21 protein-coding genes are annotated in these 23,639 nt (G+C 72.3%); 14 read left to right on the forward strand and 7 right to left on the reverse strand.

The genetic code is table 11. From position 1 onward, the window contains the following. Positions 1 to 38 precede the first annotated feature (38 nt). Positions 39 to 1,319 (forward strand): polysaccharide deacetylase family protein, encoded by a 1,281-nt coding sequence (locus tag RM609_RS13595; RefSeq protein ID WP_311610760.1) that lies wholly within the window; start codon positions 39 to 41, stop codon positions 1,317 to 1,319. Positions 1,320 to 1,356: 37 nt separating this feature from the next. Here the strand turns inward: RM609_RS13595 and RM609_RS13600 are convergent, their stop codons facing one another. After that, the gene (locus RM609_RS13600) at positions 1,357 to 1,860 is read right to left on the reverse strand and encodes a cupin domain-containing protein (protein ID WP_311610762.1); all 504 of its coding nucleotides are present in this window, start codon (positions 1,858 to 1,860) and stop codon (positions 1,357 to 1,359) included. Between the two features lie 120 nt (positions 1,861 to 1,980). Here RM609_RS13600 and RM609_RS13605 point away from each other — a divergent pair, with 120 nt between their 5' ends. Further along, a complete protein-coding gene (locus RM609_RS13605) occupies positions 1,981 to 2,487 on the forward strand; it encodes a MarR family winged helix-turn-helix transcriptional regulator (RefSeq protein ID WP_311610764.1) in 507 nt (168 codons plus the stop codon). Positions 2,488 to 2,531: 44 nt separating this feature from the next. On the opposite strand, the gene RM609_RS13610 is transcribed toward RM609_RS13605, so the two are convergent. Next, positions 2,532 to 4,625 (reverse strand): transglycosylase domain-containing protein, encoded by a 2,094-nt coding sequence (locus RM609_RS13610; RefSeq protein ID WP_311610765.1) that lies wholly within the window; start codon positions 4,623 to 4,625, stop codon positions 2,532 to 2,534. Positions 4,626 to 4,845: 220 nt separating this feature from the next. On the opposite strand from RM609_RS13610, the gene RM609_RS13615 reads away from it, so the two are divergent. Next, on the forward strand, positions 4,846 to 5,244 hold the full coding sequence (locus RM609_RS13615; RefSeq protein ID WP_311610766.1) for a BlaI/MecI/CopY family transcriptional regulator: 399 nt from the start codon (positions 4,846 to 4,848) through the stop codon (positions 5,242 to 5,244). A gap of 34 nt (positions 5,245 to 5,278) precedes the next feature. Here RM609_RS13615 and RM609_RS13620 read toward each other — a convergent pair whose 3' ends face one another. Continuing rightward, on the reverse strand, positions 5,279 to 5,968 hold the full coding sequence (locus RM609_RS13620; RefSeq protein WP_311610768.1) for a nuclease-related domain-containing protein: 690 nt from the start codon (positions 5,966 to 5,968) through the stop codon (positions 5,279 to 5,281). Positions 5,969 to 6,309: 341 nt separating this feature from the next. Here RM609_RS13620 and RM609_RS13625 point away from each other — a divergent pair, with 341 nt between their 5' ends. The 3 genes from RM609_RS13625 (at position 6,310) to RM609_RS13635 (ending at position 9,898) form a co-directional block, all read left to right on the forward strand. Next, positions 6,310 to 7,161, forward strand: coding sequence for a DUF4142 domain-containing protein (locus RM609_RS13625; protein ID WP_311610769.1), 852 nt, complete (start codon positions 6,310 to 6,312; stop codon positions 7,159 to 7,161). Between the two features lie 6 nt (positions 7,162 to 7,167). Next, positions 7,168 to 8,211: a DUF1996 domain-containing protein gene (locus RM609_RS13630; RefSeq protein WP_311610771.1), complete on the forward strand. Its 1,044-nt coding sequence runs from the start codon at positions 7,168 to 7,170 to the stop codon at positions 8,209 to 8,211. Positions 8,212 to 8,335: 124 nt separating this feature from the next. After that, entirely contained in the window at positions 8,336 to 9,898 is a 1,563-nt protein-coding gene (locus RM609_RS13635; protein WP_311611062.1) for an alpha/beta hydrolase, read from the forward strand. A gap of 67 nt (positions 9,899 to 9,965) precedes the next feature. On the opposite strand, the gene hemQ is transcribed toward RM609_RS13635, so the two are convergent. Then, positions 9,966 to 10,691 (reverse strand): hydrogen peroxide-dependent heme synthase, encoded by a 726-nt coding sequence (gene hemQ / locus RM609_RS13640; RefSeq protein ID WP_311610773.1) that lies wholly within the window; start codon positions 10,689 to 10,691, stop codon positions 9,966 to 9,968. Between the two features lie 10 nt (positions 10,692 to 10,701). After that, entirely contained in the window at positions 10,702 to 12,138 is a 1,437-nt protein-coding gene (gene hemG, locus RM609_RS13645; protein WP_311610775.1) for a protoporphyrinogen oxidase, read from the reverse strand. Positions 12,139 to 12,269: 131 nt separating this feature from the next. On the opposite strand from hemG, the gene RM609_RS13650 reads away from it, so the two are divergent. From RM609_RS13650 to pcaG, 3 genes are all read left to right on the forward strand, one after another. Then, positions 12,270 to 13,463 carry a thiolase family protein gene (locus tag RM609_RS13650; protein WP_311610776.1) on the forward strand — a complete coding sequence of 398 codons (1,194 nt, stop codon included), beginning with the start codon at positions 12,270 to 12,272 and terminating at the stop codon, positions 13,461 to 13,463. Positions 13,464 to 13,539: 76 nt separating this feature from the next. Continuing rightward, a complete protein-coding gene (pcaH, locus tag RM609_RS13655) occupies positions 13,540 to 14,271 on the forward strand; it encodes a protocatechuate 3,4-dioxygenase subunit beta (RefSeq protein ID WP_311610777.1) in 732 nt (243 codons plus the stop codon). Further along, positions 14,271 to 14,828: a protocatechuate 3,4-dioxygenase subunit alpha gene (gene pcaG / locus RM609_RS13660; protein ID WP_311610778.1), complete on the forward strand. Its 558-nt coding sequence runs from the start codon at positions 14,271 to 14,273 to the stop codon at positions 14,826 to 14,828. The genes pcaH and pcaG overlap by 1 nt, the downstream gene beginning before the upstream one ends. A 30-nt stretch (positions 14,829 to 14,858) precedes the next feature. Here pcaG and hemE read toward each other — a convergent pair whose 3' ends face one another. Beyond that, positions 14,859 to 15,923: a uroporphyrinogen decarboxylase gene (hemE, locus tag RM609_RS13665; protein WP_311610780.1), complete on the reverse strand. Its 1,065-nt coding sequence runs from the start codon at positions 15,921 to 15,923 to the stop codon at positions 14,859 to 14,861. Between the two features lie 91 nt (positions 15,924 to 16,014). Between hemE and RM609_RS13670 the strand changes: the two genes are divergently transcribed. The 5 genes from RM609_RS13670 to RM609_RS13690 all read left to right on the forward strand — a co-directional run bounded on the left by RM609_RS13670 (position 16,015) and on the right by RM609_RS13690 (position 22,570). Further along, on the forward strand, positions 16,015 to 16,677 hold the full coding sequence (locus tag RM609_RS13670; RefSeq protein WP_311610782.1) for a DUF3000 domain-containing protein: 663 nt from the start codon (positions 16,015 to 16,017) through the stop codon (positions 16,675 to 16,677). A 281-nt stretch (positions 16,678 to 16,958) separates the two neighbouring features. Next, positions 16,959 to 17,618 carry a response regulator transcription factor gene (locus RM609_RS13675; protein ID WP_126916532.1) on the forward strand — a complete coding sequence of 220 codons (660 nt, stop codon included), beginning with the start codon at positions 16,959 to 16,961 and terminating at the stop codon, positions 17,616 to 17,618. Positions 17,619 to 17,699: 81 nt separating this feature from the next. Further along, positions 17,700 to 18,977 carry an HRDC domain-containing protein gene (locus RM609_RS13680; RefSeq protein WP_311610785.1) on the forward strand — a complete coding sequence of 426 codons (1,278 nt, stop codon included), beginning with the start codon at positions 17,700 to 17,702 and terminating at the stop codon, positions 18,975 to 18,977. Positions 18,978 to 19,226: 249 nt separating this feature from the next. Then, complete coding sequence (locus tag RM609_RS13685; RefSeq protein WP_311610787.1) at positions 19,227 to 20,447, forward strand: thiolase family protein; 1,221 nt, start codon at positions 19,227 to 19,229, stop codon at positions 20,445 to 20,447. Beyond that, positions 20,444 to 22,570 (forward strand): 3-hydroxyacyl-CoA dehydrogenase NAD-binding domain-containing protein, encoded by a 2,127-nt coding sequence (locus RM609_RS13690; RefSeq protein WP_311610788.1) that lies wholly within the window; start codon positions 20,444 to 20,446, stop codon positions 22,568 to 22,570. The genes RM609_RS13685 and RM609_RS13690 overlap by 4 nt, the downstream gene beginning before the upstream one ends. Positions 22,571 to 22,642: 72 nt before the next feature. Here RM609_RS13690 and RM609_RS13695 read toward each other — a convergent pair whose 3' ends face one another. Next, the gene (locus RM609_RS13695) at positions 22,643 to 23,632 is read right to left on the reverse strand and encodes a hypothetical protein (RefSeq protein WP_311610790.1); all 990 of its coding nucleotides are present in this window, start codon (positions 23,630 to 23,632) and stop codon (positions 22,643 to 22,645) included. Positions 23,633 to 23,639 lie beyond the last annotated feature (7 nt).

Here is a 23,639-nt window from a genome sequence, read left to right on the forward strand (position 1 = left end):
GCGCCTGAACATCTGTACCGGTGCCAGGGAGTACGACGTTGTCGAAGGCGTTCTCGAAGACGTTCTCGAAGAGGTCTGTCTACGGTCCGACAGCGCTGGGCTCCATATGCATAGCGACGGCGCTGGTCGTCGTGCTGACGCAGGGCGACGGGGGCGAAGGCCGCCAGGGCAACGCCTCGTCGTCGTCCGAGCGGGCCGGTGGGACGGACGCGGCAGGTGACGGCAAGAAGCAGGACGAGGAGCCCTGGGACGGCAAGGTCAAGGTCCTCGGGGACGGCTCGACGTCCTTCACCGGCCCGCAGCCGAAGGTCGCCAAGCCCGAGAAGCTGAAGCCCGGCGAGAAGCCCCCGCAGTTCGTCGTCTTCTCCTGGGACGGCGCCCTGGAGGGCGACGACCACCTGTTCTCCCATTTCCGGCAGGTCGCCAAGCAGAACAACGCGCAGATGACGTTCTTCCTGACCGCCATGTATCTGCTGCCGAAATCGAAGGCGACGCTGTACAAGCCGCCGCAGCACAAGCCGGGCGACGCGGCGATATCCTTCGCGACCGACCAGCACATCCGGGACACCCTGAACCAGGTGCGCGGCGCCTGGCTGGACGGCAATGAGATCGGCACCCACTTCAACGGCCATTTCTGCGGCACCAAGGGCGGTGGCGACTGGAGCCCGGCGGAGTGGAAGAGCGAGATCGAGCAGTCGTACTCCTTCGTGGAGAACTGGAAGACGAACACCGGTTACAAGGACCTGCCCCCGCTGCCCTTCGACTACAAGAAGGAGCTGGTGGGCGGCCGCGCCCCCTGCCTTGAGGGGCAGAAGAACCTGCTGACGGCGGCGAAGGACTTCGGCTGGCGCTACGACGCCAGCTCGCCCGGCGACTTCCAGCTGTGGCCGTCCAAGCTGAGCGGCATGTGGAATTTCCCGCTCCAGCTGCTCCCGTACCCCAAGAGCGACAAGCAGGTCCTGTCCATGGACTTCAACTTCCTCTACAACCAGTCCGGCGACAACACCAAGGGCGACCCGGCGAAGTACGAGGAGTGGCGGAAGCTGACGCGCGACGGCTATCTCAACGGCTTCAATCGCGTCTACAACGGCAGCCGGGCGCCGCTTTTCATAGGCAACCACTTCGAGGACTGGAACGACGGCATCTATATGAAGGCCGTGGAGGACGTCATGAAGTCGGTGTGCAGGAAGGACGGGGTGCGCTGCGTGTCCTTCGAGCAGCTGGCCGACTGGCTGGACGCCCAGGACCCCAAGGTGCTGGCGAAGCTGCGCGGCCTGGACCCCGCACAGGCGCCGGACTGGAAGACGTTCCTGAAGTGATGAAGTGATGAAGTGAGCCGGGCGGGCCGGCGGCCCATTACACCGCCCCCGCCCCGAAGTCCTCTTCGAAGTAGCTGTCGTGCCGCACACGGAACTCCTTGAGTTCCTCGCTGCCGCGCTGTGACATCTCCGCGACCCTTTCGAAGAACTCCTGGCGCGGGGCGCCCGGGGTGAAGAGCATGAGCATCGACATGGGCTCGTCCGTCGCGTTCTTGAAGGCGTGGAGGCCGCCGGGCGGCACGTACAGGAAGTCGCCGGCGCCGCCCGTCACCCACTTCTCGCCGTTGAAGAGCTCCAGCTTCCCGGAGAGGACGTAGAAGGCCTCCGACATCGCCTTGTGGAAGTGCGGCTTGGCGCCGGCGGCCCGTGCCGCCAGGTCCACCTTGTACAGGCCGTACTCGCCGCCGGTCGACTCGTGTGTGGCGAGGTAGTGGTAGGCGTCGCCGCGGGGCGAGGTGAGGTCCGGCGGGGTGTCGGCGGTACGGAAGGACGCGTTCACTTCGCCCTTGTCTCCGTGGTAGCGGGGGGCGGGGTAGGACATGGTGGCGCTCCGGAGAGGTGTTTCAACGCTGAGGTCTTTTGACGTTGAAAGAAAACCACGCTTGTCCTTCGATGGCAAGCTTCTTAAGGTTGAAACAAATGGCGCGGGAGGAGACCCGGAATGACCGATGCGGTGGACCTGATCGGCGAGCAGTGGCGCAAGGAGTGTCCCGAGCTGGCCGACGCCCTGGAGGCGATGGAGATCTTCGGGCGCGTCCAGCGGATGCGGCGCGTCTGTGACCAGCACTTCAAGAAGCTGTCCGACGAGTTCGGCCTGAACCTCGGCGAATTCGACATGATCTTCACGCTGCGCCGCTCCGGACCGCCTTACACCCTCACCGCCGGAGCCTTCGTCAAGGCCGCCATGGTGACCGCCGGCGCCGTCACCAACCGCCTCGACCGCCTGGAGGGCAAGGGCCTGATCGAACGCGTCCGCGAGAGCAGCGACCGCCGCTCGGTGCAGATCCGCCTCACCGAACGCGGCCGGACCCTCGCAGTCGAGGCGCTCGCCGCCCACCTGCGCGACTACGCGGAGATCCTCTCGCCCCTCGACCCGCAGGAACGCGAGCAGGTCTCCTCCGGCCTGCGCAAGATCCTCACCGCCCAGGGCGACACCGCACTCGGCTGACGGCGAGCGACTGTCGATATGCGGCTGCCGCCGCCGGCCAAGCGCTAGCGCTTGGCCATGTACCGCGTCCAGATGTCGCCCGGGTACGTGCTCCCCTGAACCGTCTTCGCGGTGCCGCCCAGCCCGTCCAGCGGCAGCAGCTCCTGCGTCTTGGGGTCTATGCGGGAGAGCGAGACGGCCGTCGAGACCGTGCCCCGGTAGCCGGCGAACCAGGCGGACTTGTTGTCCGGGCCGGTGCCGGCGGTGGCCGCCGTGCCCGCCCCGGCGGCCTTGGCCGCGGCCCCGTGCCCGTTCTGCACGCCTTGGCGCAGGGCGTCGTCCACCGCGCCGGCGACGCTCGCGAACAGCGCGCGCACGGCCACGGACTTCTCCACGGACACGGGGTCGCCGTTGCGGCTGACCTCCGTGACGGAGTACGGCTCGGCGTTCATGCCCTTGGCCGCGAAGGTGGCGTAGGCGGCGGCCATGCGGATGGCGCTGGGCCGGGTGGTGCCGAGGGAGAAGGCGGGCACCTGCGGGCCGAGGCTGTCCTCCAGGATCCCGCACTGGACGGCCGTGCGGCTGACCTTGTCCAGGCCGACGTCCATGCCGAGCTGCATGATCGAGGAGTTGACGGACTGGGCCACCGCCTCCCGCAGCGGGATCTTCCCCCAGGACTTGTCGCCCTCGTTGCGCCCCTTGACGATCTTCCCGGAGCGGTCCCAGTAGGGGCCCTCGGGCGTCCGTATCGCGATCTTGTCGTCACCGTCGTAGACGGTGGCGGGCGTGACGGGGATGCGGGGGCCGCCACGTTCGCGCTGGATGCCGTTGGTCAGGGCCGAGGCGTAGACGAACGGGGAGAAGGCCGTCCCCGCCGGGACGACGGTGGAATTGGCGTCGTTGAAGCCCTGCTTGAGATAATCCGGCCCGCCGTAGAGGGCGACTATCCGCCCGTCGGCCATGACCGAGGCGGCCCCGATCCGTACGTCCCGGTCGGCTTCCCGCTTGTCGGGGTCGAGGCCGCGGGTGGCGTCGGCGACGGCCTTGGCCAGGCCGTCGGCCTTGGGCTTCTCGAAGGTGGTGTGGATCTGGTAGCCGCCGAGGTCGAAGTCCTTGTCGGAGACGTCGGTGTGGGCGATGGCGTAGGCGTGAGCGGTGTCCACGAGATAGCCGGTCTGCCCGGTCAGCCCGGCCGGCTTGGGCGGGGCCTTGGGCTCGGGGAAGGTCGTGTACGTGGCCCGCTCCTGCGGCGAGAGCTTGCCGATGACGACCATGCGGTCGAGGATCCACTTCCAGCGCTCCACGGCCCGCTCGTGGTTCTTGGGGCCGAGCGAGGGGTCGTAGAGGCCGGCGCCCTTGAGGAGGGCGGCGAGGAAGGCGCCCTCGCTGGGGGTGAGCTCCGAGACGTCCTTGCCGTAGTAGGCGTGGGCGGCGCGCTGGATGCCGTAGCTGCCGCGCCCGTACCAGCTGGTGTTGAGATAGCCCTGGAGGATGTCCGATTTGCTCATCTTGTTGTCGAGCTTGACGGCGATGAACATCTCGGTGAGCTTGCGCGTGAAGGTCTGCCGCTGGTTGAGGTAGGCGTTCTTCACGTACTGCTGGGTGATGGTGGAGCCGCCTTGGGTGTCCCCTCCGCCGATCATCCTGGTGACGGCCCGGGTCATACCGCTGACGGAGACCCCGCTGTCGGTGTAGAAGGTCTCGTTCTCGGCGGCCAGGGCGGCCCAGCGCACCTTCTCGGGGACCTTGTCCAGGGCGGCGTCCTGGCGGTTCACGGGCCCCGTGCGGGCCATCTCGCTGCCGTCGGCCCAGTAGTAGACGTTGTCCTGCTGGGTGGCGAAGGCGTTGAGGTCGGTGGGGATGTCGGTGGTGGCGTAGAGGACCGCCACGGCGGCGGCGAGGGTGCCGAAGAGGCAGCCGAACAGGCCGAGGGTCTGGCGCCACGAGGGTATCCAGCGGCGCGCGCCCGTCCGGCCCGGGCGGGGGTAGGCGGGCCGCAGCCGGGCCAGGCGGGTGCCGAGGGTGCCGAGGGCACCGGTGGTACCGGCGGCGCCCCGGCGGGGACGGGCCGCCCGGCGGCCGGAGGAGCCCGTGCCGACGCCCGGGCCGGCGCCCGCACCGGTACCCGTGGCGGCTCGCTGCCCACGGCGGCCGCGCACGGAAGCGAAGGGTTTACGGGCACGCGCCCTGCTGCGCCGTTCGCTCACCGCTCTTGTCCCCACCCTTGCCCGAACATCCGTCTTCGGTTCTCCCGACCGATTACCGGGAGTCTGCCATACCGGAATCTGAAGGTCCGTCCGTTAGGTCACCCGGAGTGCAGGAGTCCTTTACACTCCTGTAGAGGTCATGGCGGGCACAGCGGAAGGAACGCCGGAAGAGATGGAAGCGGCCGCACCCGCCGACGACGTGCGCCGGGGCCGGCGCCGTGCCAACGGCGCGCTGGAGGGCGAGGTCCTCGCCGCGCTACAGCGCGCGGGCACCCCGCTGACCCCCCGCGAGGTCCAGAGCACCCTGCCGGGCGAGCTGACCTACAGCACGGTGGTCACGATCCTCTCCCGGCTGCTCGTCAAGGACGTGCTCACCCGCACCCCGCGCGGCCGCGCCTACGCCTACGCTCCCCTCACCGACGAGGCCGGGCTCGCCGCCCGCCGGATGCACAAGGTGCTCGAGGGCCGCCCCGACCGGGAGATCGTGCTGACCCGCTTCGCCGACGGCCTGGCCCCCGAGGACGCGGACCTGCTGCGGCAGCTCCTCACCGGCATCCCCCGGCCCCGCTGACCCCTCCCTCTCCCCCTCCCGGAGCCGTCGCCGGTCACGCCCGGAGCCAGACGCGCCGGTTGCGCGCCACGGTGTGGATCCGGTCCACCCGCTCCGGGCGCAGCACGCCGCCCAGCCTGCCGAGCCCCGGTACGTCCCGCTCCCGCAGCACCCGTACGTCCGCCGGCGGCTCGGTCGTCCCGACCTCGGCCGCGCCGACCAGCACCAGGACGGGCCGCGCCCGTACCGGGAAGTCGCAGCCGCGCGAGAGCACGAGCGAGGACCGCGCCGCGCTGTGCCGGATCCGCCGGACGTACGGGCGGGGGTGGCGCTCTCCCGCGTAGCGGACGGCGGTGTCGTCCACCGTGAGCCGCGCCCCGTGGGCGGGCTCGGGGGCGACGCAGAACACTCCTCCGGGGCCGATCAGCAGATGGGGGATCACGTCGTCCCCCGGCAGGACGATCGAGTGGACGACCTCCCAGCCGCCGGCTGTCAGCATCTCCAGCGCCGACCCGACGAGCTGCTGGACGGCCAGCTCACGGCGCCAGGCGTCCTCCACGGGCCGCCGGCCGAGCAGCCGGGCGAGCACGAGCCCGACCCGGCCGGTCCGGGACGCCTCCAGCCGGGCGCGCAGGGTCTCCCCGGGCCGGTTCGGGGCGAGGTCGTCGTCGGGTGGGAGGAAAAGCCTCTCGGGGTCGTAAGCCTTTCCGTTCGCGCTCCTCTTCGCTTCCGGCCGCTCGCGCACGCCCATCACCCCCACCCGCCATACTGCCGCAGAAGTGCGGGAACCAACCCAATCGGACGTCCGTTGAACCGGTCGAGGCCCCGCGGCATCCCCCCGACCGCGGGGCCTCGTCCATGCCCGGGCCGGCGGCGGAAGCGCGCACCCTACCGGCGGCGGCCCGCTCCTCGGGCGCCCTCGCCCCGGAAGTGACGTGGCGCACAATCTCCCGCCGGAATCCTCCGGAGCGGTGGAGCCGCAGGTCGGCCCGGTGTTCCGGGGCCCGGCCGCCGGCAGGGCTTCCCGGAATCCCCTTGGCGATCAGCACCGGGCCCCTAACGTGCGGTGCCGCACAAGGAGGTGCCATGCGATCCCCGAAAGGCGCCGTACGTTCCCTCACCGGCACGGGTCTGGTCGTCACCGCCCTGGTGGCGACGGCCGCCGCGCTGCTCTTCCCCCTCTGGTCGTACCGCGACCGCGCGGGCCCCGGCACGGGCGCCGCCGATCTCACGGCGGGCTCGGTGTCCACCCGCTTCGGGCCGCTGTCGGCGGCCGACCGCGACTTCGTCGCCCGGGTCCGCCAGGCCGGGCTCTGGGAGCTGCCCGCCGGCCAGCAGGCCATGGAGCGGGGCGGCACGGCGGCCGTGAAACGGGCGGGCGAGCACCTCGTCGAGGGCCACACCTCGCTCGACCGGCACGTCCGCGACGTGGCCGCGCGGCTGGGCGTCGATCTGCCCAGCCAGGCCACCGCCGAGCAGCGCGGCTGGCTGTCGCGGCTGGACGCCGCGCACGGCTCCGCGTACGACCGCGAGTTCACCAATGTTCTGCGGCTCGCGCACGGCCGGGTCTTCGCGCTGGTCGGGCAGATCCGCGCGGCCACCCGCAACGCGGCCGTGCGCGAGCTGGCCGAGGACGCCAACGCGACCGTCCTGGACCACATGAAGGTGCTGGAGGACACCGGTCTCGTCGACTTCGACGCCCTCACCGCGCAGCTGGGGCAGCTGGGGGCGCCGCCGTCCGGGGCTCCGGCCCCGTCGTCGTCCCCGGGTGCCGCCGTCACCGGTCCGCCCCCGTCGGCCATGGTCCCGTCCGCCGAGTCGCCGGCGCCGCCGTCCTCGTCCATGTCGGTGTCCCCGCCCTCGCCCGAAGCACCCTCGTCCTCCCCCTCACCACAGGCTTCCTCCCCCGCGTCCCCCTCACCCTCCGAAGGGAACTGAGCCGCCATGACCGCCGCTCACCGGCGCCGCCTCGGCGCCCGGCACCTGATCCTCGTCGCACTGCTCGCGTTACTCGGCTCGGCGGGCACCTTCGCCGCCGTCACCGGCAGCGCCTCCGCCCATCCGAGTCCGTCACCCAGAGTGACAGGCCCCACTGACAGTCACGCCCACGGCGGCCCCTCCCCCGCCGATTTCGCCGACATCCGCCGCGCCCGCCCCGACGCGCGACCGCCCCGGAACCAGCCCTCCGCCTCCACCGGGACCTTCACCGCCCGCTGCGGCCGCAACGAGAACGGCCACCGCAACCCCGACAACTTCATCGTCACGCCGGGCGTGCGCAACGGCGCCCACCACCTCCACGACTACGTCGGCAACCTCTCCACCGACGCCTCCTCCACCGACGGCTCGCTGCGGGCGGCCGGCACCACCTGCGCCCGGGGCGACAAGTCGGCGTACTTCTGGCCCGTCCTGCGGCTGACGGGCGCCGAGCCGGACACGGAGGGGGGCGAGGGAGACGGCGGCGGCAACTCCGGCCGCGTCCTGACCCCCGACAGCGTGGCCCTCACCTTCCGCGGCAACCCCACGGCCAAGGTCACCGCCATGCCGGAGGGGCTGCGCGCGATCACCGGTGACGCGAAGGCCTTCACCAACGGCACCAAGGACGCCCGCGCCCGCTGGAGCTGCACCGGTTTCGCCGACCGGCACCTCACCGACAAGTACCCGCTCTGCCCGCGCGGCAGCGCGGTCGTACGGCTGCTGGACTTCCCCAGCTGCTGGGACGGGCAGCACACCGACTCGGCCGGGCACCGGACGCACCTGGTCTTCCCCGACAGCGCCACGGGGCGCTGTGGGCGCGGGTTCACGCCCGTGCCGCAGCTGCGCATGGAGCTGACCTACAGCGTTCCCCGGGGCCCCTCCTTCGCCGTGGACAGCTTCCCCGAGCAGCTCCGCAAGCCCGTCACCGACCACGCCGACTTCGCCGACGTGATGCCCGCCGGGCTGATGGCGACCGTCGTGCGCTGCGTCAACGAGGGGCGGCGCTGCGGCTGAGCCGGGACCGGCCTCTCTTCGGGCGCATCGCACCCGACATCGCACCCCGGTGCTTTACTTCATCAACTACTGGCCTAATTATCCCTTTTGCCGCATTACATATGAAGGGACGGCGCCAGTGCCACTGAGAGCAGCAGCCCTGTACGGAACCCTCGGATCCCTGGTCCTCACAGGGCTCACCGGCCTCCCCTCCGCCCCGGCCCATGCCCAGGACGGGCGGGCCGAGGCCCACGGCGTCGCCCAGGCGGCCAAGCTGGCCGCCGCCCGGGGCGTCGACTTCGACGACTGCCCCGCCTCGGAGGGCCTGCCCGCCCCCATCGAGTGCGGCACCGTGACCGTGCCGCTGGACTACGCCCACCCGGGCGGCAAACAGATCAACCTCACCGTCAGCCGCGCCCGCGCCCTCGGCCGGGAGGAGGACCGGCAGGGCGCCATCGTCTTCAACCCCGGGGGCCCCGGCGGCAACGGCATGTTCTACCCGCTGCTCACCCGCCTTCCCCAGTGGCGGAACGTCGCCGAGGAATACGACCTGGTCGGCTACGCCCCCCGTGGCGTGGGCCGCTCCGCGCCGCTGTCCTGCGTGAACCCGGCGGGCTTCGGCAAGGGCCCCACCCAGGCGCCCGAGCACCCCACCGAGGCGTACAAGAAGGACCAGGTCAAGAAGGCCAAGGCCTACGCCCAGGGATGCTCCCGCCGCAACGGCGCCGACCTGCGCCACTTCACCAGCGTCAACAACGCCCGGGACCTCGACGTCCTGCGGGCCGCGCTCGGCGAGCGGAAGCTGACGTACGTGGGCGCCTCCTACGGCACCTACTTCGGCGCCCTCTACGCCACGCTCTTCCCCACGCACGTACGCCGCATGGTCTTCGACAGCGTCGTCAACCCCGACCCCCGCAAGGTCTGGTACGGCAACAACCTGGAGCAGTCCGCCGCCTTCGACCGCCGCTGGGCCGACTGGCGCCGCTGGGCCGCCCGGCACCACGCCGTCTACCACCTGGGCCGCACCCCCCAGGAGGTGCTGGCCTCCTACGAGAAGGCGATCCACGCGCTGACCCGCCGGGCCGCCGGCGGCAGGGTCGGCCCCGGCCAGCTCCAGGGCGTCTTCCTCAAGGCCGGCTACACCGACAGCTTCTGGGCGCGCGCCGCGCAGGTCCTCTCCGCGTACCTCCAGGGCGACGACAAGCCGCTGCTCGCTGTCGTCGGCGGCGGCGAGGAGGGCGCGCGGATGGCGGCCGAGAACGAGAACGCCGTCTACACGGCCGTCGAGTGCAACGACACCCCCTGGCCGCACTCCTGGGAGGTGTGGGACCGCGACAACAGCAAGCTCGCCGAGCGTGCGCCGTTCGAGACGTGGAGCAACGCCTTCATGAACCTGCCGTGCGCCTACTGGCAGGGACCACGGCAGAAGCCGCTGGACGTCAGACTGGGCCGGAAGTCCGGTCTGCCGCCCACGCTGCTGCTGGCCGCCGAGCGGGACGCGGCCACCCCCTACAAGGGCGCGCTGGAGCTCCAGAAGCGGCTCCCGGGCTCGTCCCTGGTCACCGAGCGGGAGGCGGGCACCCACGGCATCGGCGGCGGGCCCAACACCTGCGTCAACCGCTACCTGGAGACGTACCTGCTGACGGGCGACGTCCCGGCCCGTCGCGTCTACTGCGCGCCCCGCCCGGAGCCACGCGCGACGACGTGACGACGTTTACGCACGAACGACGCCGGGCGGACCGACCCTGTCAGTCCGCCCGGCGTCGTCGTCCGGCTCAGGCGAGCCCGGCCACCAGGTCGGCCACGTCCTTGCGGCGACCCGTGTAGAACGGGACTTCCTCCCGCACGTGCATCCGCGCCTCGGAGGCCCGCAGGTGACGCATCAGGTCGACGATGCGGTACAGGTCGTTCGCCTCGAAGGCGAGGATCCACTCGTAGTCGCCCAGCGAAAACGAGGCGACCGTGTTGGCCCGGACGTCGGGGTAACCGCGCGCCATCTTGCCGTGGTCGGCGAGCATGCGACGGCGGTCCTCGTCGGGCAGCAGGTACCAGTCGTAGGAGCGCACGAACGGGTAGACGCTGACGTAGTCGCGCGGCGTCTCGTCGGCGAGGAACGCCGGGATGTGCGACTTGTTGAACTCGGCGGGGCGGTGCAGCGCCATGTTCGACCAGACCGGCTCCAGGGCGCGGCCCAGCTTGGTGCGGCGGAAGAGGTTGTACGCGTCCTGGAGGGCGTCCGAGGTCTCGGAGTGCCACCAGATCATCACGTCGGCGTCGGCCCGCAGACCCGACAGGTCGTACGTACCGCGCACCGTGACGTCCTTCTCCGCCAGCTGGGCGAAGAGCTCCTCGACCTCCTCGGCATAGCCGGCGCGGTCCTGCGGCAGCACGTCGCGCAGCTTGAACACCGACCAGAGGGTGTAGCGGATGACCTCGTTGAGGTCCTTGGCCTTCTTGCCGGCGTTCGGGGACTTCACAGGGGCGTCAGAGGCGTCAGTCATGTCCCTATTCTCACTCGCCGCCGTCGGCGTCTTCCGTCAGGGTCTGCGTGAGCGTCGCCAGGACCTCGTCGGCGGCCCGCCGGCCGCTCGCGACGCAGGCGGGGATGCCCACACCGTCGTAGGCGGCCCCGCAGACGCGCAGACCGGGCAGGCGGGAGACCTCCTCGCGGATGCGGGCGACCCGGGTGAGGTGGCCCACCGGGTACTGCGGCAGCCCGCCGTGCCAGCGGGTCACCCGGGTCTCCACCGGGGCCGCCGCGAGGCCGACGGCGTCACCGAGGTCCTTCAGCGACATCGATACCAGCTCGGAATCCTCGCGCTTCAGATCCTCCTCGTCGCCAAACCGCCCGATCGAGGTACGCAGTACGAAGAGGTCCGGGGCGGAGTCGGCGTTCCAGCGCCACTTGTTGCTGGAGAACGTGGACGCCTTGATCTTGCGGCCGTCGACGGGCGGCACGAGGAAGCCGCTGCCCTGCAGCAGCCCCGCCACGTCGGAGCGGCGGAAGGCCATGGTGACCAGGGCCATGGAGGCGTACTCGACGCCGGCGAGCTCGGCGGAAGCCTTCGGGGTCGCGGTGTGGAGGATCCGCGCGGCCTCCGGCGCGGGCGCGGCCAGCACGACCGCGTCGGCCTCCATGATCCAGTCGGAGGAGTGGATCTCCCACTCGTCGCCGACCCACCGCAGATCGTGCACGTAGGTGTTGAGGTAGATCTCGCCGCCCTTCGCCCGCACCGTGTCCGCGACGGCACCCGGCAGCGTTCCGATACCGCCGTCGATGCCCATGAAGACCGGCCCCGACTGCTGCGGCGCGGCGGCCGCCCGCTCCTGGAGCGCCCGTACGGCCGCGGTCAGGGTGCCGTGCGCGCGCGCCGCCTCGAAGAGCTGGGGGACGGCGGTCCGCAGGGAGATCCGGTAGGCGTCGCCCGCGTAGACGCCGCCGAGCAGCGGCTCGACCAGCCTGTCGACGACCTCGTGGCCCATCCGCTCGGCGACGTAACTGCCGATGGCAACGTCCTCGCCGAGCTCGGTGGGCGGCAGCTCCTCGTCCTTCGCGACCCGGGCCAGGCCCTCGGCGGACAGGACGCCGGAGGCGGCCACCTCGGCGAGGTCGCCGGGGACGCCCATCATGTGGCCCTTGGGCAGGGGCCGCAGCTCACCGCGGGTCCAGAGCGACGCGGTGGCGGCAGGCGCCATCAGCCGGCCGCCGAGGCCGGCCGCGCGGGCCAGGTCCACGGCCTCGGGGCGGCGCGCGAGCACCGACTCGGCGCCCAGGTCCACGGGCGCGCCCGCGATCTCGCCCGCGAGCAGCTTCCCGCCGACGCGCCCGGAGGCCTCCAGGACCGTCACGCGCGCTCCGCCCTCCAGCAGCCGCAAGGCCGCCGCAAGGCCGGAGACGCCGCCGCCGATGACCACCACATGCCGCGAGGGGGTGTGCGCTGCGCTCATGGTTCCACTGTCTCAAACCGCCCTTCCGGGCCGGTCGGCACCCCATTGACAGTGATCGGGACCGGGCCGAGACTCGCGCGCAACACGACCGTCCCACCGTCCCACCCGCCACGAACGTTTACGGAGATCCCATGAACGACCGCATCCGGGATGTGTACATCGTCGACGCCGTCCGCACCCCGGTCGGGAAGTACGGCGGCGCCCTCGCCTCCGTACGCCCCGACGACCTGGCCGCACACGTCGTGCGCGCCCTGGTGGACCGGTCCCCCGACCTGGACCCGGCCCGCGTCGACGACGTGGTGCTCGGCAACGCCAACGGCGCGGGAGAGGAGAACCGCAATGTGGCCCGGATGGCGGTCCTGCTCGCCGGGCTGCCCGTCTCCGTGCCCGGCGCGACCGTCAACCGGCTGTGCGCGTCCGGCATGGAGGCCGTCGTCCAGGCGTACCGGGCCGTCGCCATGGGGGACGCGTCCGTGGTGATCGCGGGCGGGGTGGAGTCGATGAGCCGCGCCCCCTGGGTGCTGCCCAAGCCGGAGCGGGCGTTCCCGGCCGGTCACCAGGAGCTGTACTCGACGACGCTGGGCTGGCGGATGACCAACCCGGACATGCCGCCGCAGTGGACGGTCTCCCTCGGCGAGGGCGCGGAGCTGATCGCCGACAAGCACGGCATCACGCGCGCGGATCAGGACGCCTTCGCGCTGGCCAGCCACCGCAAGGCGGCCGCGGCGTGGCGGGAGGGCCGCTACGACGCCGAGGTCGTGCCCCTCGACAGGGTGGCCCTCGCGCGGGACGAGTCGATCCGCGACAGTACGTCGGCGGAGGCGCTCGCCGCGCTGAAGCCCGCCTTCCGGAAGTCCGGCGGCACGGTGACCGCGGGCAACTCCTCCCCTCTCAACGACGGCGCGGCGGCGCTGCTGCTCTGCGACGAGGAGGGGCTGCGCGCGACCGGCCGCGAGCCGCTGGCGCGGATCCGGGCGACGGCGGTCACCGGCGTCGAACCGGACCTCTTCGGCCTCGGCCCCGTCGAGGCGGTGCGGCGGGCGCTGACGAAGGCGGGCCGCACGTTCGCGGATGTGACGGACTTCGAGCTGAACGAGGCGTTCGCCGCCCAGGCCCTGGGGTGCCTCGCGGAGTGGCCCGAGCTGGACCCCTCCGTCGTCAACCGGCGCGGCGGGGCGATCGCCGTCGGCCACCCGCTGGGCTGCTCGGGCGCCCGGCTGACGGGCTCGGTCGCCCACGCCCTCGCGGCGGCCGGGTCGGGGACGGGGCTGGCGGCGCTGTGCGTCGGCGTCGGCCAGGGGCAGGCGCTGGTCCTCGAACGCTGACAAGCGCCCGAAACGCTGACCGACAATCGCCGGTCCGGCGGGGATCACCGCCGCCGGACCGGGGTAGGCCATGGCCATGGCAGCGCCCGAAGCGATACGCGAACAGGAACGTGACCGGCGTGACCGGACCGGGGCACCTGCCCCCGAGCCCTATCTGGGCCCCGCCGAACGCCACCCCCGGCAGCCGCTCGTACCGCTCGCGCTCTCCCCCGGCGCCGTCGAGCTGACCGGGCCCGTCTTCGGCGCGGCCGATGTGAGCCCGCTGGACGCCGATCTGACGCGGCAGCACCCGGGCGAGCCGATCGGCGAGCGCATCACGGTCTCCGGCCGGATCGTGGACGGCCGGGGGCGCCCCGTGCGGGGCCAGCTGGTGGAGGTGTGGCAGGCCAACGCCGCCGGCCGCTACACCCACCGGCTCGACCGCCACCCGGCGCCGCTCGACCCCAACTTCACCGGCACCGGCCGCTGCCTGACCGACGACGAGGGCCGCTACCGCTTCACCACGATCCGGCCCGGCGCCTATCCGCTCTTCCCGGACGCGAACGTCTGGCGCCCGCCGCATGTGCACTTCTCGCTCTTCGGCACGGCGTTCACCCAGCGCCTGGTCACCCAGATGTACTTCCCCGGCGACCCGCTCCTCCCCCACGACGGGGTGTGGCACTCCGTCGCCGACCCGGCCGCCCGGCGACGGCTGATCGCCGCCTACGACCCCGGGCTGAACGATCCTGCGGCGTCCACGCTCGGCTACCGCTGGGACATCGTCCTGGACGGCCCGGCCGCCACCCGGTCCGAGGAGGGCCGTCGCTGATGCCGTCGTCGTCGCGCGCCACGTCGCACGCCACGCCCTCGCAGACCATCGGGCCCTTCTACGGCACGGCCCTGCCCTTCCCGGGCGGCCCCGACGCCGCCCCCGTCGGTCACCCCGACGCGATCACCGTCCACGGCCGGGTCCTCGACGGCGAGGGCGTGCCGGTGCCGGACGCGCTCCTGGAGTTCTGGCAGGCGGCCCCGGACGGCTCCCTCACCGGGTCCCCGGGCAGCCTCCACCGCGACGGGGCACGCTTCACGGGCTTCGCCCGCGTCCCCACGGGCGGCGACGGCCACTACGCGCTGCGGACGCTGCCGCCGACGGAGGGGGTGCCGTATCTGGCGCTGTGCCTCTTCGTCCGGGGGCTGCCGCGGAATCTCTTCACGCGGGTCTACTTCCGGGAGCCGGACGGGGACCCGCTGCTGGGCGCGCTGCCGCCGGAGCGGCGGGCGACGCTGCTGGCCGCGCCCGATCCGGGCGGGCACCGGGCGTACCGCTTCGACGTGCGGTTGCAGGGGGAAGCGGAGACGGTGTTCCTCGACTTCGCCACGGCGTAGGGGGGTCCGGGGGCGGAGCCCCCGGACAACTCAGCGTGCCGTGCGCTCGTGCACGTACTCCACCAGGTGCGTGAGCGCATCCGGATCCATCGTGGGCATGACGCCGTGCCCGAGGTTGAAGACGTGGCCCTCAAGCCCACGCGCGGCGGCCAGCACCTCGTCCGTCTTCGCCTCGACCGCCTCGCGCGGCGCGAAGAGCACGGCCGGGTCCAGGTTGCCCTGGAGCGCCTTGCCGGGGCCCACGCGCCGGGCGGCCTCGTCCAGGGAGACGCGCCAGTCGACGCCGACGACGTCCGCGCCGGCCTCGCTCATCAGGCCCAGCAGCTCGCCCGTGCCCACGCCGAAGTGGATGCGCGGCACGTCGTAGCCGGAGACGGCGTCGAAGACCTTGCGGGAGGCGGGCATGACGTAGCGCCGGTAGTCGGCGGGGGCGAGGGCGCCCGCCCAGGAGTCGAAGAGCTGGATCGCGCTCGCGCCGGCCTCGATCTGGACGCGCAGGAAGGCGGCGGTGATGTCCGCGAGGCGGTCGACCAGGTCGGCCCACAGCTCCGGGTCGCCGTACATCATGGCCTTGGTGTTCTCGTACGTGCGCGACGGGCCGCCCTCGATGAGGTAGCTGGCCAGCGTGAAGGGCGCCCCGGCGAAGCCGATGAGGGGCGTGGTGCCCAGCTCGGCGGTGAGCATGCCGATGGCCTCGGTGACGTAGGGGACGTCGGAGGGGTCGAGGGCACGCAGCCGGTCCAGGTCGGCGCGGGTGCGGACGGGCTCGGCGACGACCGGGCCGACACCGGGCTTGATGTCGAGGTCGACGCCGATGGCCTTCAGCGGCACCACGATGTCGCTGAAGAAGATCGCGGCGTCGACGCCGTGCCGGCGGACCGGCTGGAGGGTGATCTCGGTGACGAGCTCGGGCCGCATGCAGGACTCGAGCATGGGGATGCCCTCGCGCACCTTGCGGTACTCGGGGAGCGAGCGGCCCGCCTGCCGCATGAACCACACGGGCGTGTGCGGCACGGGCTCACGGCGGCACGCCTTCAGAAACGCCGAATCGTGTGCCGCGGTGCGGCCGGTCTGCTGCTGGCTGCGCTCACTCATGCCCCAAATCTTCGCACGGGCCGAACGAGTGACCCGCCCGTGTGGGTGTCCCTACCCGGAACAGCGGGTCCTTCCGCCTAGTCTTCCGGGCATGGCTGCGGCGCAGGGACACCTCTCGGACGGTCCGGACGACGCGGATGGGGAGGGCACCCCGTCCGTCTTCCGGCAGGCGGTCGCCGGGTTGCAAGGGGTACGCCTGCGGCCCGAGATCGAGCTGGACGCGACACCGCCGCCCCAGCGGCTCGCCCCGTACTCGTACGCGCTGGAGGCGGCGGTCGTCGTGGACGACCAGGAGCTGGCGGACGGGCGGCTGATCCTGCTGCACGATCCGGCGGGTCACGACGCCTGGGGCGGCACGTTCCGGCTGGTGACGCTGGTGCACGCGGAGCTGGAGCCGGAGATGGCGGCGGACCCGCTGCTGCCGGAGGTGTGCTGGTCCTGGCTGACGGGGGCGCTGGAGGCGCGCCGGGTGCCGTACGCGGCGATCAGCGGCACGGTGACACGCGCCGGCTCCCACTACTTCGGGGGGCTGCGGGAGCGGGAGCCGTCGACGCGGATCGAGATCCGGGCGTCGTGGTCGCCGGCCCCCGCGAAGGGGCCGGCGGGTGCCGAGCGGGCGGTGCCGGACACGGCGGCGCATCTGTCGGCGTGGTGCGACCTGCTGTGCCAGATCGCGGGGCTGCCGCCGGGGGGCGCGCCCGAGGCGGGCATCGTGTCGCTGCCGCAGCGCCGGGGGCCGCAGAGCAGCCGCTGACGGGGGCCGCCGACCGGTGGCCGACTCCTGACGAACCACCCTTGACCGGCGGTTTTCGGTCAAGGGTGGTGGGTTATCCGGTCATGATTCCGGCCGGGGAAACAGTCGAATCGATCGGGCAATCGTCTCAATTGCCCGAATTGTTACTCATCAATTCGTGATCATTCCCTAAAGCCGGGCCCTTTCATTGCCGAAGGACCTTGTGACCCTTCCCATACGGATCGCCCCGGCTTATCCCCAAAGTCGGCACCCGTCCCGCCACTCCCCCCACTGGAGGCCTGGTGTCCGTTCTCCTCGAGCAACCCGCTAGCCTCGCCTACCGCCCGAACAAACCCACGGCCATGGTCGTCGTCGCCGACCCCCGGGTCCGCTCCACCGTCACCCGGCATCTCTGGGCGCTGGGCGTGCGCGACGTGATCGAGGCCTCGTCCATCGCCGAGGCGCGGCCGCGCATCGGCAACCCACGCGACATCTGCGTGGCCGACGTCCACCTCCCGGACGGCTCCGGCCTGACGCTGCTCTCCGAGACCCGCGCCGCGGGCTGGCCCAACGGTCTGGCCCTGTCCGCAGCCGATGACATCGGCGCCGTGCGCAACGCCCTCGCGGGCGGCGTCAAAGGCTATGTCGTCACCGGAACCCGTACGAACCTCGGCATCCCCGGTCGTCCCGGGGCCGCCCCCATCGGCTCCGCCGCCGCCCGGATGCAGCGCCGGCCCCCCGGCGCCCCCGGCCACCCGGGTGGCTACCGCGAGCTGTCCGGACGCGAGGTGGAGGTGCTGCGGCTGGTTGCGGAGGGCCAGTCCAACAAGGCCATCGGCGTCTCGATGGGGCTCTCGGCACTCACCGTCAAGAGCCACCTCGCCCGGATCGCCCGCAAACTCGGCACCGGGGACCGCGCCGGGATGGTGGCCGTCGCGCTGCGCACCGGCATCATCCACTGAGCGCCCCCCGAAATCCCCGCCGCGCCCGTCGCCGGAACGTTCCGGCGACGGGCGCTTGCCATACACAGATACCCTTGACCAGTGACCGACGCCCAAGAGACCGCAGAAGACACGACACTGCGAACCACCGGGGGCGGCCCCCCGGACGACGTCGATTCGGCGCCGATCCCCCTGCTGGAGCCACGCGAAGGCATGCCCCCGGTCGTCGCCGACGCCGACGCCCTGGCCCGGGTCGTCGCGGCCTTCGCCGCGGGCACCGGGCCCGTCGCCGTGGACGCCGAGCGGGCCTCCGGCTACCGCTACGGTCAGCGCGCCTACCTCGTCCAGCTGCGCCGCGAGGGCGCCGGCACCGCGCTGATCGACCCGGTCGGCTGCCCCGACCTGTCCGCCCTCGGCGAGGCCATCGGCGACGCCGAATGGGTGCTGCACGCCGCCACCCAGGACCTGCCGTGCCTGCGCGAGATAGGGATGACCCCGTCGCGGCTCTTCGACACCGAGCTGGCGGGCCGGCTCGCCGGCTTCGCCCGGGTCGGGCTCGGCGCGATGGTCGAGAACGTCCTCGGGTACGCCCTGGAGAAGGGCCACTCCGCCGTCGACTGGTCCACCCGCCCGCTGCCCGAGCCCTGGCTGCGCTACGCCGCGCTGGACGTGGAGCTCCTGGTCGACCTCCGCGACGCGCTGGAGACGGAGCTGTCCCGGCAGGGGAAGCTGGAGTGGGCCCACGAGGAGTTCGACGCCATCGCCTCCGCCCCGCCCCCGCCGCCGCGCAAGGACCCCTGGCGGCGCACGTCCGGGATGCACAAGGTCCGCCGCCGCCGGCAGATGGCCGTGGTGCGGGAGCTGTGGACCACCCGCGACAACGTGGCCCAGCGACGCGACGTCTCCCCCGGCAAGGTGCTCGGCGACGGCGCGATCATCGAGGCCGCGCTCAACATCCCGCCCAACACCCACGCGCTCGCCGAGCTGCCCGGCTTCGGGCACCGGATGAGCCGCAAGCAGCTCGAGCAGTGGCAGTCCGCGATCGACCGGGCCAAGGCCGTCCCGGACGCGGAGCTCCCGCAGCCCGGCCAGGCGCTGACCGGCCCGCCCCCGCCGCGCGCCTGGGCGGACAAGGACCCGCTGGCCGCCGCCCGGCTGGCCGCGGCGCGCTCCGCCGTGTCCGAGATCGCCGAGCGGCTCACCATGCCCCAGGAGAACCTGATCACCCCGGACACGGTGCGCCGGCTGTGCTGGGAGCCGCCGAGGCACCCCACCGTGGAGTCCGTCGCCGAGGCCCTCGCGGCCCACGGCGCACGCGCCTGGCAGGTGGACCAGGTGACGACGGCACTGGTGAAGGCGCTGACGGAGGCGTCGGCCTAAAGGCTGCTGTGCTCTGTCCTCAAACGCCGGACGGGCTGACTTCTGTCAGCCCGTCCGGCGTTTGAGGACCGGGGTCCGGGGCGGAGCCCCGGAAGCGGCGCCGCACACGGAATGTGACCTTCGCCGCTCCCGCCCAGGGGTCTGGGCAGCGTGGTTACCCGCAAGTAGCATGACGGTGTCAGCCCGCACCGCGGCGGAGCCGTCTAGGCATGCCCGCGCGCAGCGATCCGCACCTGGAGGAGAGCCAACGTGCCTCGTACCGCTAGGGACGTCGTTTTCGTCGACGGCGTCCGCACCCCGTTCGGCAAGGCGGGCCCGAAGGGCATCTACCACGAGACCCGCGCCGACGACCTGGTCGTGAAGGTCATCCGGGAGCTGCTGCGCCGCAACCCGGACCTCGACCCGGCCCGGATCGACGAGGTCGCCATCGCCGCGACGACGCAGATCGGCGACCAGGGCCTGACCCTGGGCCGTACGGCCGGCATCCTCGCGGGCCTCCCGCAGTCCGTGCCCGGCTACTCCATCGACCGCATGTGCGCCGGCGCCATGACCGCCGTGACCGCCGTCGCCGGCGGTGTCGCCCTCGGTGCCTACGACATCGCCCTGGCCGGCGGCGTCGAGCACATGGGCCGTCACCCCATGGGCGAGGGCGTCGACCCCAACCCGCGCTTCGTGTCGGAGAAGCTGGTCGACGAGTCGGCCCTCTTCATGGGCATGACGGCGGAGAACCTCCACGACCGCCTGCCGCACATCACCAAGCAGCGTGCCGACGAGTACGCGGTGCGCAGCCAGGAGAAGGCCGCCAAGGCGTACGCCGACGGCAAGATCCAGGCCGACCTGGTACCGATCTCCATCCGCCGCACCTCGCCCGAGGGCGGGGAGACGGGCTGGGGCCTGGCCACCGCCGACGAGCCGATGCGCCCGGGCACCACACTGGAGAACCTGGCCGGTCTGAAGACGCCGTTCCGTCCGCACGGCCGGGTCACCGCGGGCAACGCGGCCGGTCTCAACGACGGTGCCACCGCCTCGCTGATCGCCGCCGAGGACGTGGCGCGCGAGCTGGGCCTGCCGGTCAAGATGCGTCTGGTCTCCTACGCCTTCGCCGGTGTGGAGCCCGAGGTCATGGGCATCGGCCCGGTCCCGGCGACCGAGAAGGCGCTGGCCAAGGCCGGTCTGACGATCGACGACATCGGTCTGTTCGAGATCAACGAGGCCTTCGCCGTCCAGGTGCTCTCGCTCCTGGACCACTACGGCATCGCGGACGACGACCCGCGCGTCAACCAGTACGGCGGCGCGATCGCCTTCGGTCACCCGCTGGCCTCCTCCGGCGTCCGGCTGATGACGCAGCTGGCCCGGCAGTTCGAGGAGCAGCCGCACGTCCGCTACGGCATCACCTCGATGTGCGTCGGCTTCGGCATGGGCGGAACGGTCATCTGGGAGAACCCGCACTTCGACGGAGGCAACAAGTGAGCACCACCACTGAGCTCCTGAAGGGCGCGGCCGAGCTGTTCCCCGACGAGGTCGTGACCCAGGCGCACGTGCGCCACCTCGACCTGCCCGGCGCGGGGCGCTTCGCGCTCATCACGCTGGACAACGGCCTGGACCACACCAAGCCGACCACGTTCGGCCCGCAGTCCCTCGCCAACCTCGACAAGGCGATCGACCAGGTCGAGGCGGAGGCCAAGGCCGGCGAGATCACCGGCGCCGGCATCACCGGCAAGCCGTTCATCTTCGCCGTCGGCGCCGACCTCAAGGGCGTCGAGCTGCTGAAGAAGCACGAGGAGGCCCTGGCCATCGGCAAGGGCGGCCACGACGTCTTCAAGCGGCTGTCGGCGCTGGCGGTCCCGACCTTCGCGTACTACAACGGCGCGGCGATGGGCGGCGGCGTCGAGGTCGGTCTGCACTGCACCTACCGCACGGTGTCCAAGGCCATCCCGGCCTTCTCGCTGCCCGAGGTCTTCCTCGGCCTGGTGCCCGGCTGGGGCGGCTGCGCCCTGCTGCCGAACCTCATCGGCGCGGACCGCGCGGTCTCGGTGATCATCGAGAACTCGCTGAACCAGAACAAGCAGCTGCGCGGCAAGCAGGTCTTCGACCTGGGCATCGCCGACGCCCTCTTCGAGGGCGCGGACTTCCTGGAGCAGTCGCTGCTGTGGACGGCCTCCGTCCTCAAGGGCGAGACCGAGGTCGTCCGGCCCGAGGTCGACCGCGGCGAGGCCTGGGACCAGGCCATCGAGCGCGGCCGCGCCTTCGCCGACTCCAAGGTGCACGGCGCCGCCCCGGCCGCCTACCGGGCGCTGGACATCATGGCCGCCGCCAAGAACGGCGACCTGCGTCAGGGCTTCGACGCCGAGGACCAGGCCCTCGCGGACCTGATCATGGGCGGCGAGCTGCGCAGCGGCATCTACGCCTTCAACCTGGTGCAGAAGCGCGGCAAGCGTCCGGCCGGCGCGCCGGACAGGTCGCTCGCGCGCCCGGTGAACAAGGTCGGCGTCGTGGGCGCCGGTCTGATGGCGTCCCAGCTGGCGCTGCTGTTCGTCCGCCGTCTCGAGGTGCCGGTCGTGCTGACCGACATCGACCAGGAGCGCGTGGACAAGGGCGTGGGCTACGTCCACGGCGAGATCGACAAGCTGCTGCTCAAGGGCCGTATCAACCAGGACAAGGCCAACCGCCTGAAGGCCTCGGTGACCGGCTCGCTGGACAAGGCCGCCGCCTTCGGCGACGCGGACTTCGTCATCGAGGCCGTCTTCGAGGAGATGGGCGTCAAGCAGCAGGTGTTCGCCGAGCTCGAGGCGGTCGTGCCCGAGCACGCGATCCTGGCGACCAACACCTCCTCCCTCTCGGTCACCGAGATGGCGTCGAAGCTGAAGCACCCCGAGCGGGTCGTCGGCTTCCACTTCTTCAACCCGGTCGCGATCCTTCCGCTGCTGGAGATCGTGCGCGGCGAGCGGACCGACGACGGGGCGCTGGCCACGGCGTTCGGCGTCGCCAAGAAGCTGAAGAAGACGGCGGTGCTGGTGAAGGACGCCCCGGCGTTCGTCGTCAACCGCATCCTGGTCCGCTTCATGGGCGAGATCCAGAACATCATCGACGAGGGCACGCCGGTCGCGGTGGCGGAGAAGGGCGTCGAGCCGCTCGGTCTGCCGATGTCGCCGCTGGTGCTGCTGGAGCTGGTCGGCCCGGCGATCGGTCTGCACGTCTCCGAGACGCTGGCCGCCGCCTTCCCCGACCGCTTCAAGGTCTCGCCGAACCTGGCCGCCGTGGTCAAGGCCGGCAAGCGCGGCTTCTACGTCTACGACTCCGGCAAGCCGGAGCTGGATCCGGAGGTCGCCGCCCTTCTGGTGCAGGGCGACACCGTCCTGACGGAGGAGCAGGTCCGGGCGCGCGTCCTGGAGGCCATCGCCCAGGAGATCGGCCTGATGCTGGACGAGGGCGTCGTCGCCGAGGCGCAGGACATCGACCTGTGCCTGATCACCGGCGCCGGCTGGCCCTTCCACCTGGGCGGCGTCACGCCGTACCTGGACCGCGAGGGCATCTCCGAGCGCGTCATCGGCCGCCGCTTCCTGCCGCAGGGCGTGGCGAGCGTTCCGGCGTAGCCGCAGCCGACGCGACGGGGGCCCGGGGCTTTCGCCCCGGGCCCCCGTCCGTTTCCGCGCGCCGCGCGCGCGTCAGGAGCGCCCCGCACTCCAGCCTTGGACGACCTCCGTCAACGCGCGCACCGCCTCCGCCATGAGCGCGTCGTCGAACCGCACCCGCCGGCTGTGCTCGACGTGCAGGAACGGCGCCCCGACCCCGTCCGCGTGGTCGCCCTCGACGTTCGTACGGCCCTCCAGGCGGCCGCAGTAGCGCCGCCATACTTCGCAGACCCGCAACTGCCGCTTCCGCAGGCTCGCCGCGAGGCGGCTCGCGGCGGGCAGGCCCGCGTCACCCTTGCCCGGTGAGACGACCACGTCGCGGTCGGGAAGGCTGCTGTCGGCGAAGCCGTGCACCTGTACGGCGGGCAGCCCCCGGTCGGCGAGCACGGCGGCGACCGCGGCGAAGACGGAGTCCGCGCGGTGGGCGACATCGGCGGCATCCGCGTCAGCGGAATCGGCGGCATTGCGATGCGCACCGGCAAGAATCAGCACCCCGCCCGGCGCTCCGCGCAGCAGACCGATGCCGAGTTGTTCGGTGCGCTGGTCGGCGCTGGGGTGCGGCACCTGTACGGACCAGCGCGCCGGGCCGTGGAGGTCGAGGTAGACGCGGCCCCAGCCCCGGCCGGTCTCGCCCTCCGGCGTGGCGTCGGCGATCTCGGCGTAGCGGCGGCCGTCCTGCCGGTCGGCGAGGGTGCGCAGGGCGTAGCCGACGCCGGCCAGCGACCGTTCGGCGGCGGCGCGGTCCCCGTCGAGGAGGTGGCGGACGCCGTCGGTGACGGCCCGTCGGTCGCTGTCGGCCGGGACGCGGTAGTGCCCGTTCTGGGTGATGCGGTCGGTGAAGCCCGTGATCCGGGCACCGAGGTCGACCGTGCCCGCCGCGTCCGATGCCCCGGCGTCGGGGGCGCCCTGGCGGGGGCGGCCGGAGGGGTCGGCACAGCCGGTCAGCCCGGTGAGCGCCGTCAGCGTCAGCGCGCCGAGCAGCACGGACGCCAAGGGCGAGGAGATTTCGGGCTTGAGCCTCATGGCGGTA

This window comes from Streptomyces hesseae (assembly GCF_031845785.1).
Taxonomy (GTDB): Bacteria; Actinomycetota; Actinomycetes; order Streptomycetales; family Streptomycetaceae; genus Streptomyces; species Streptomyces hesseae.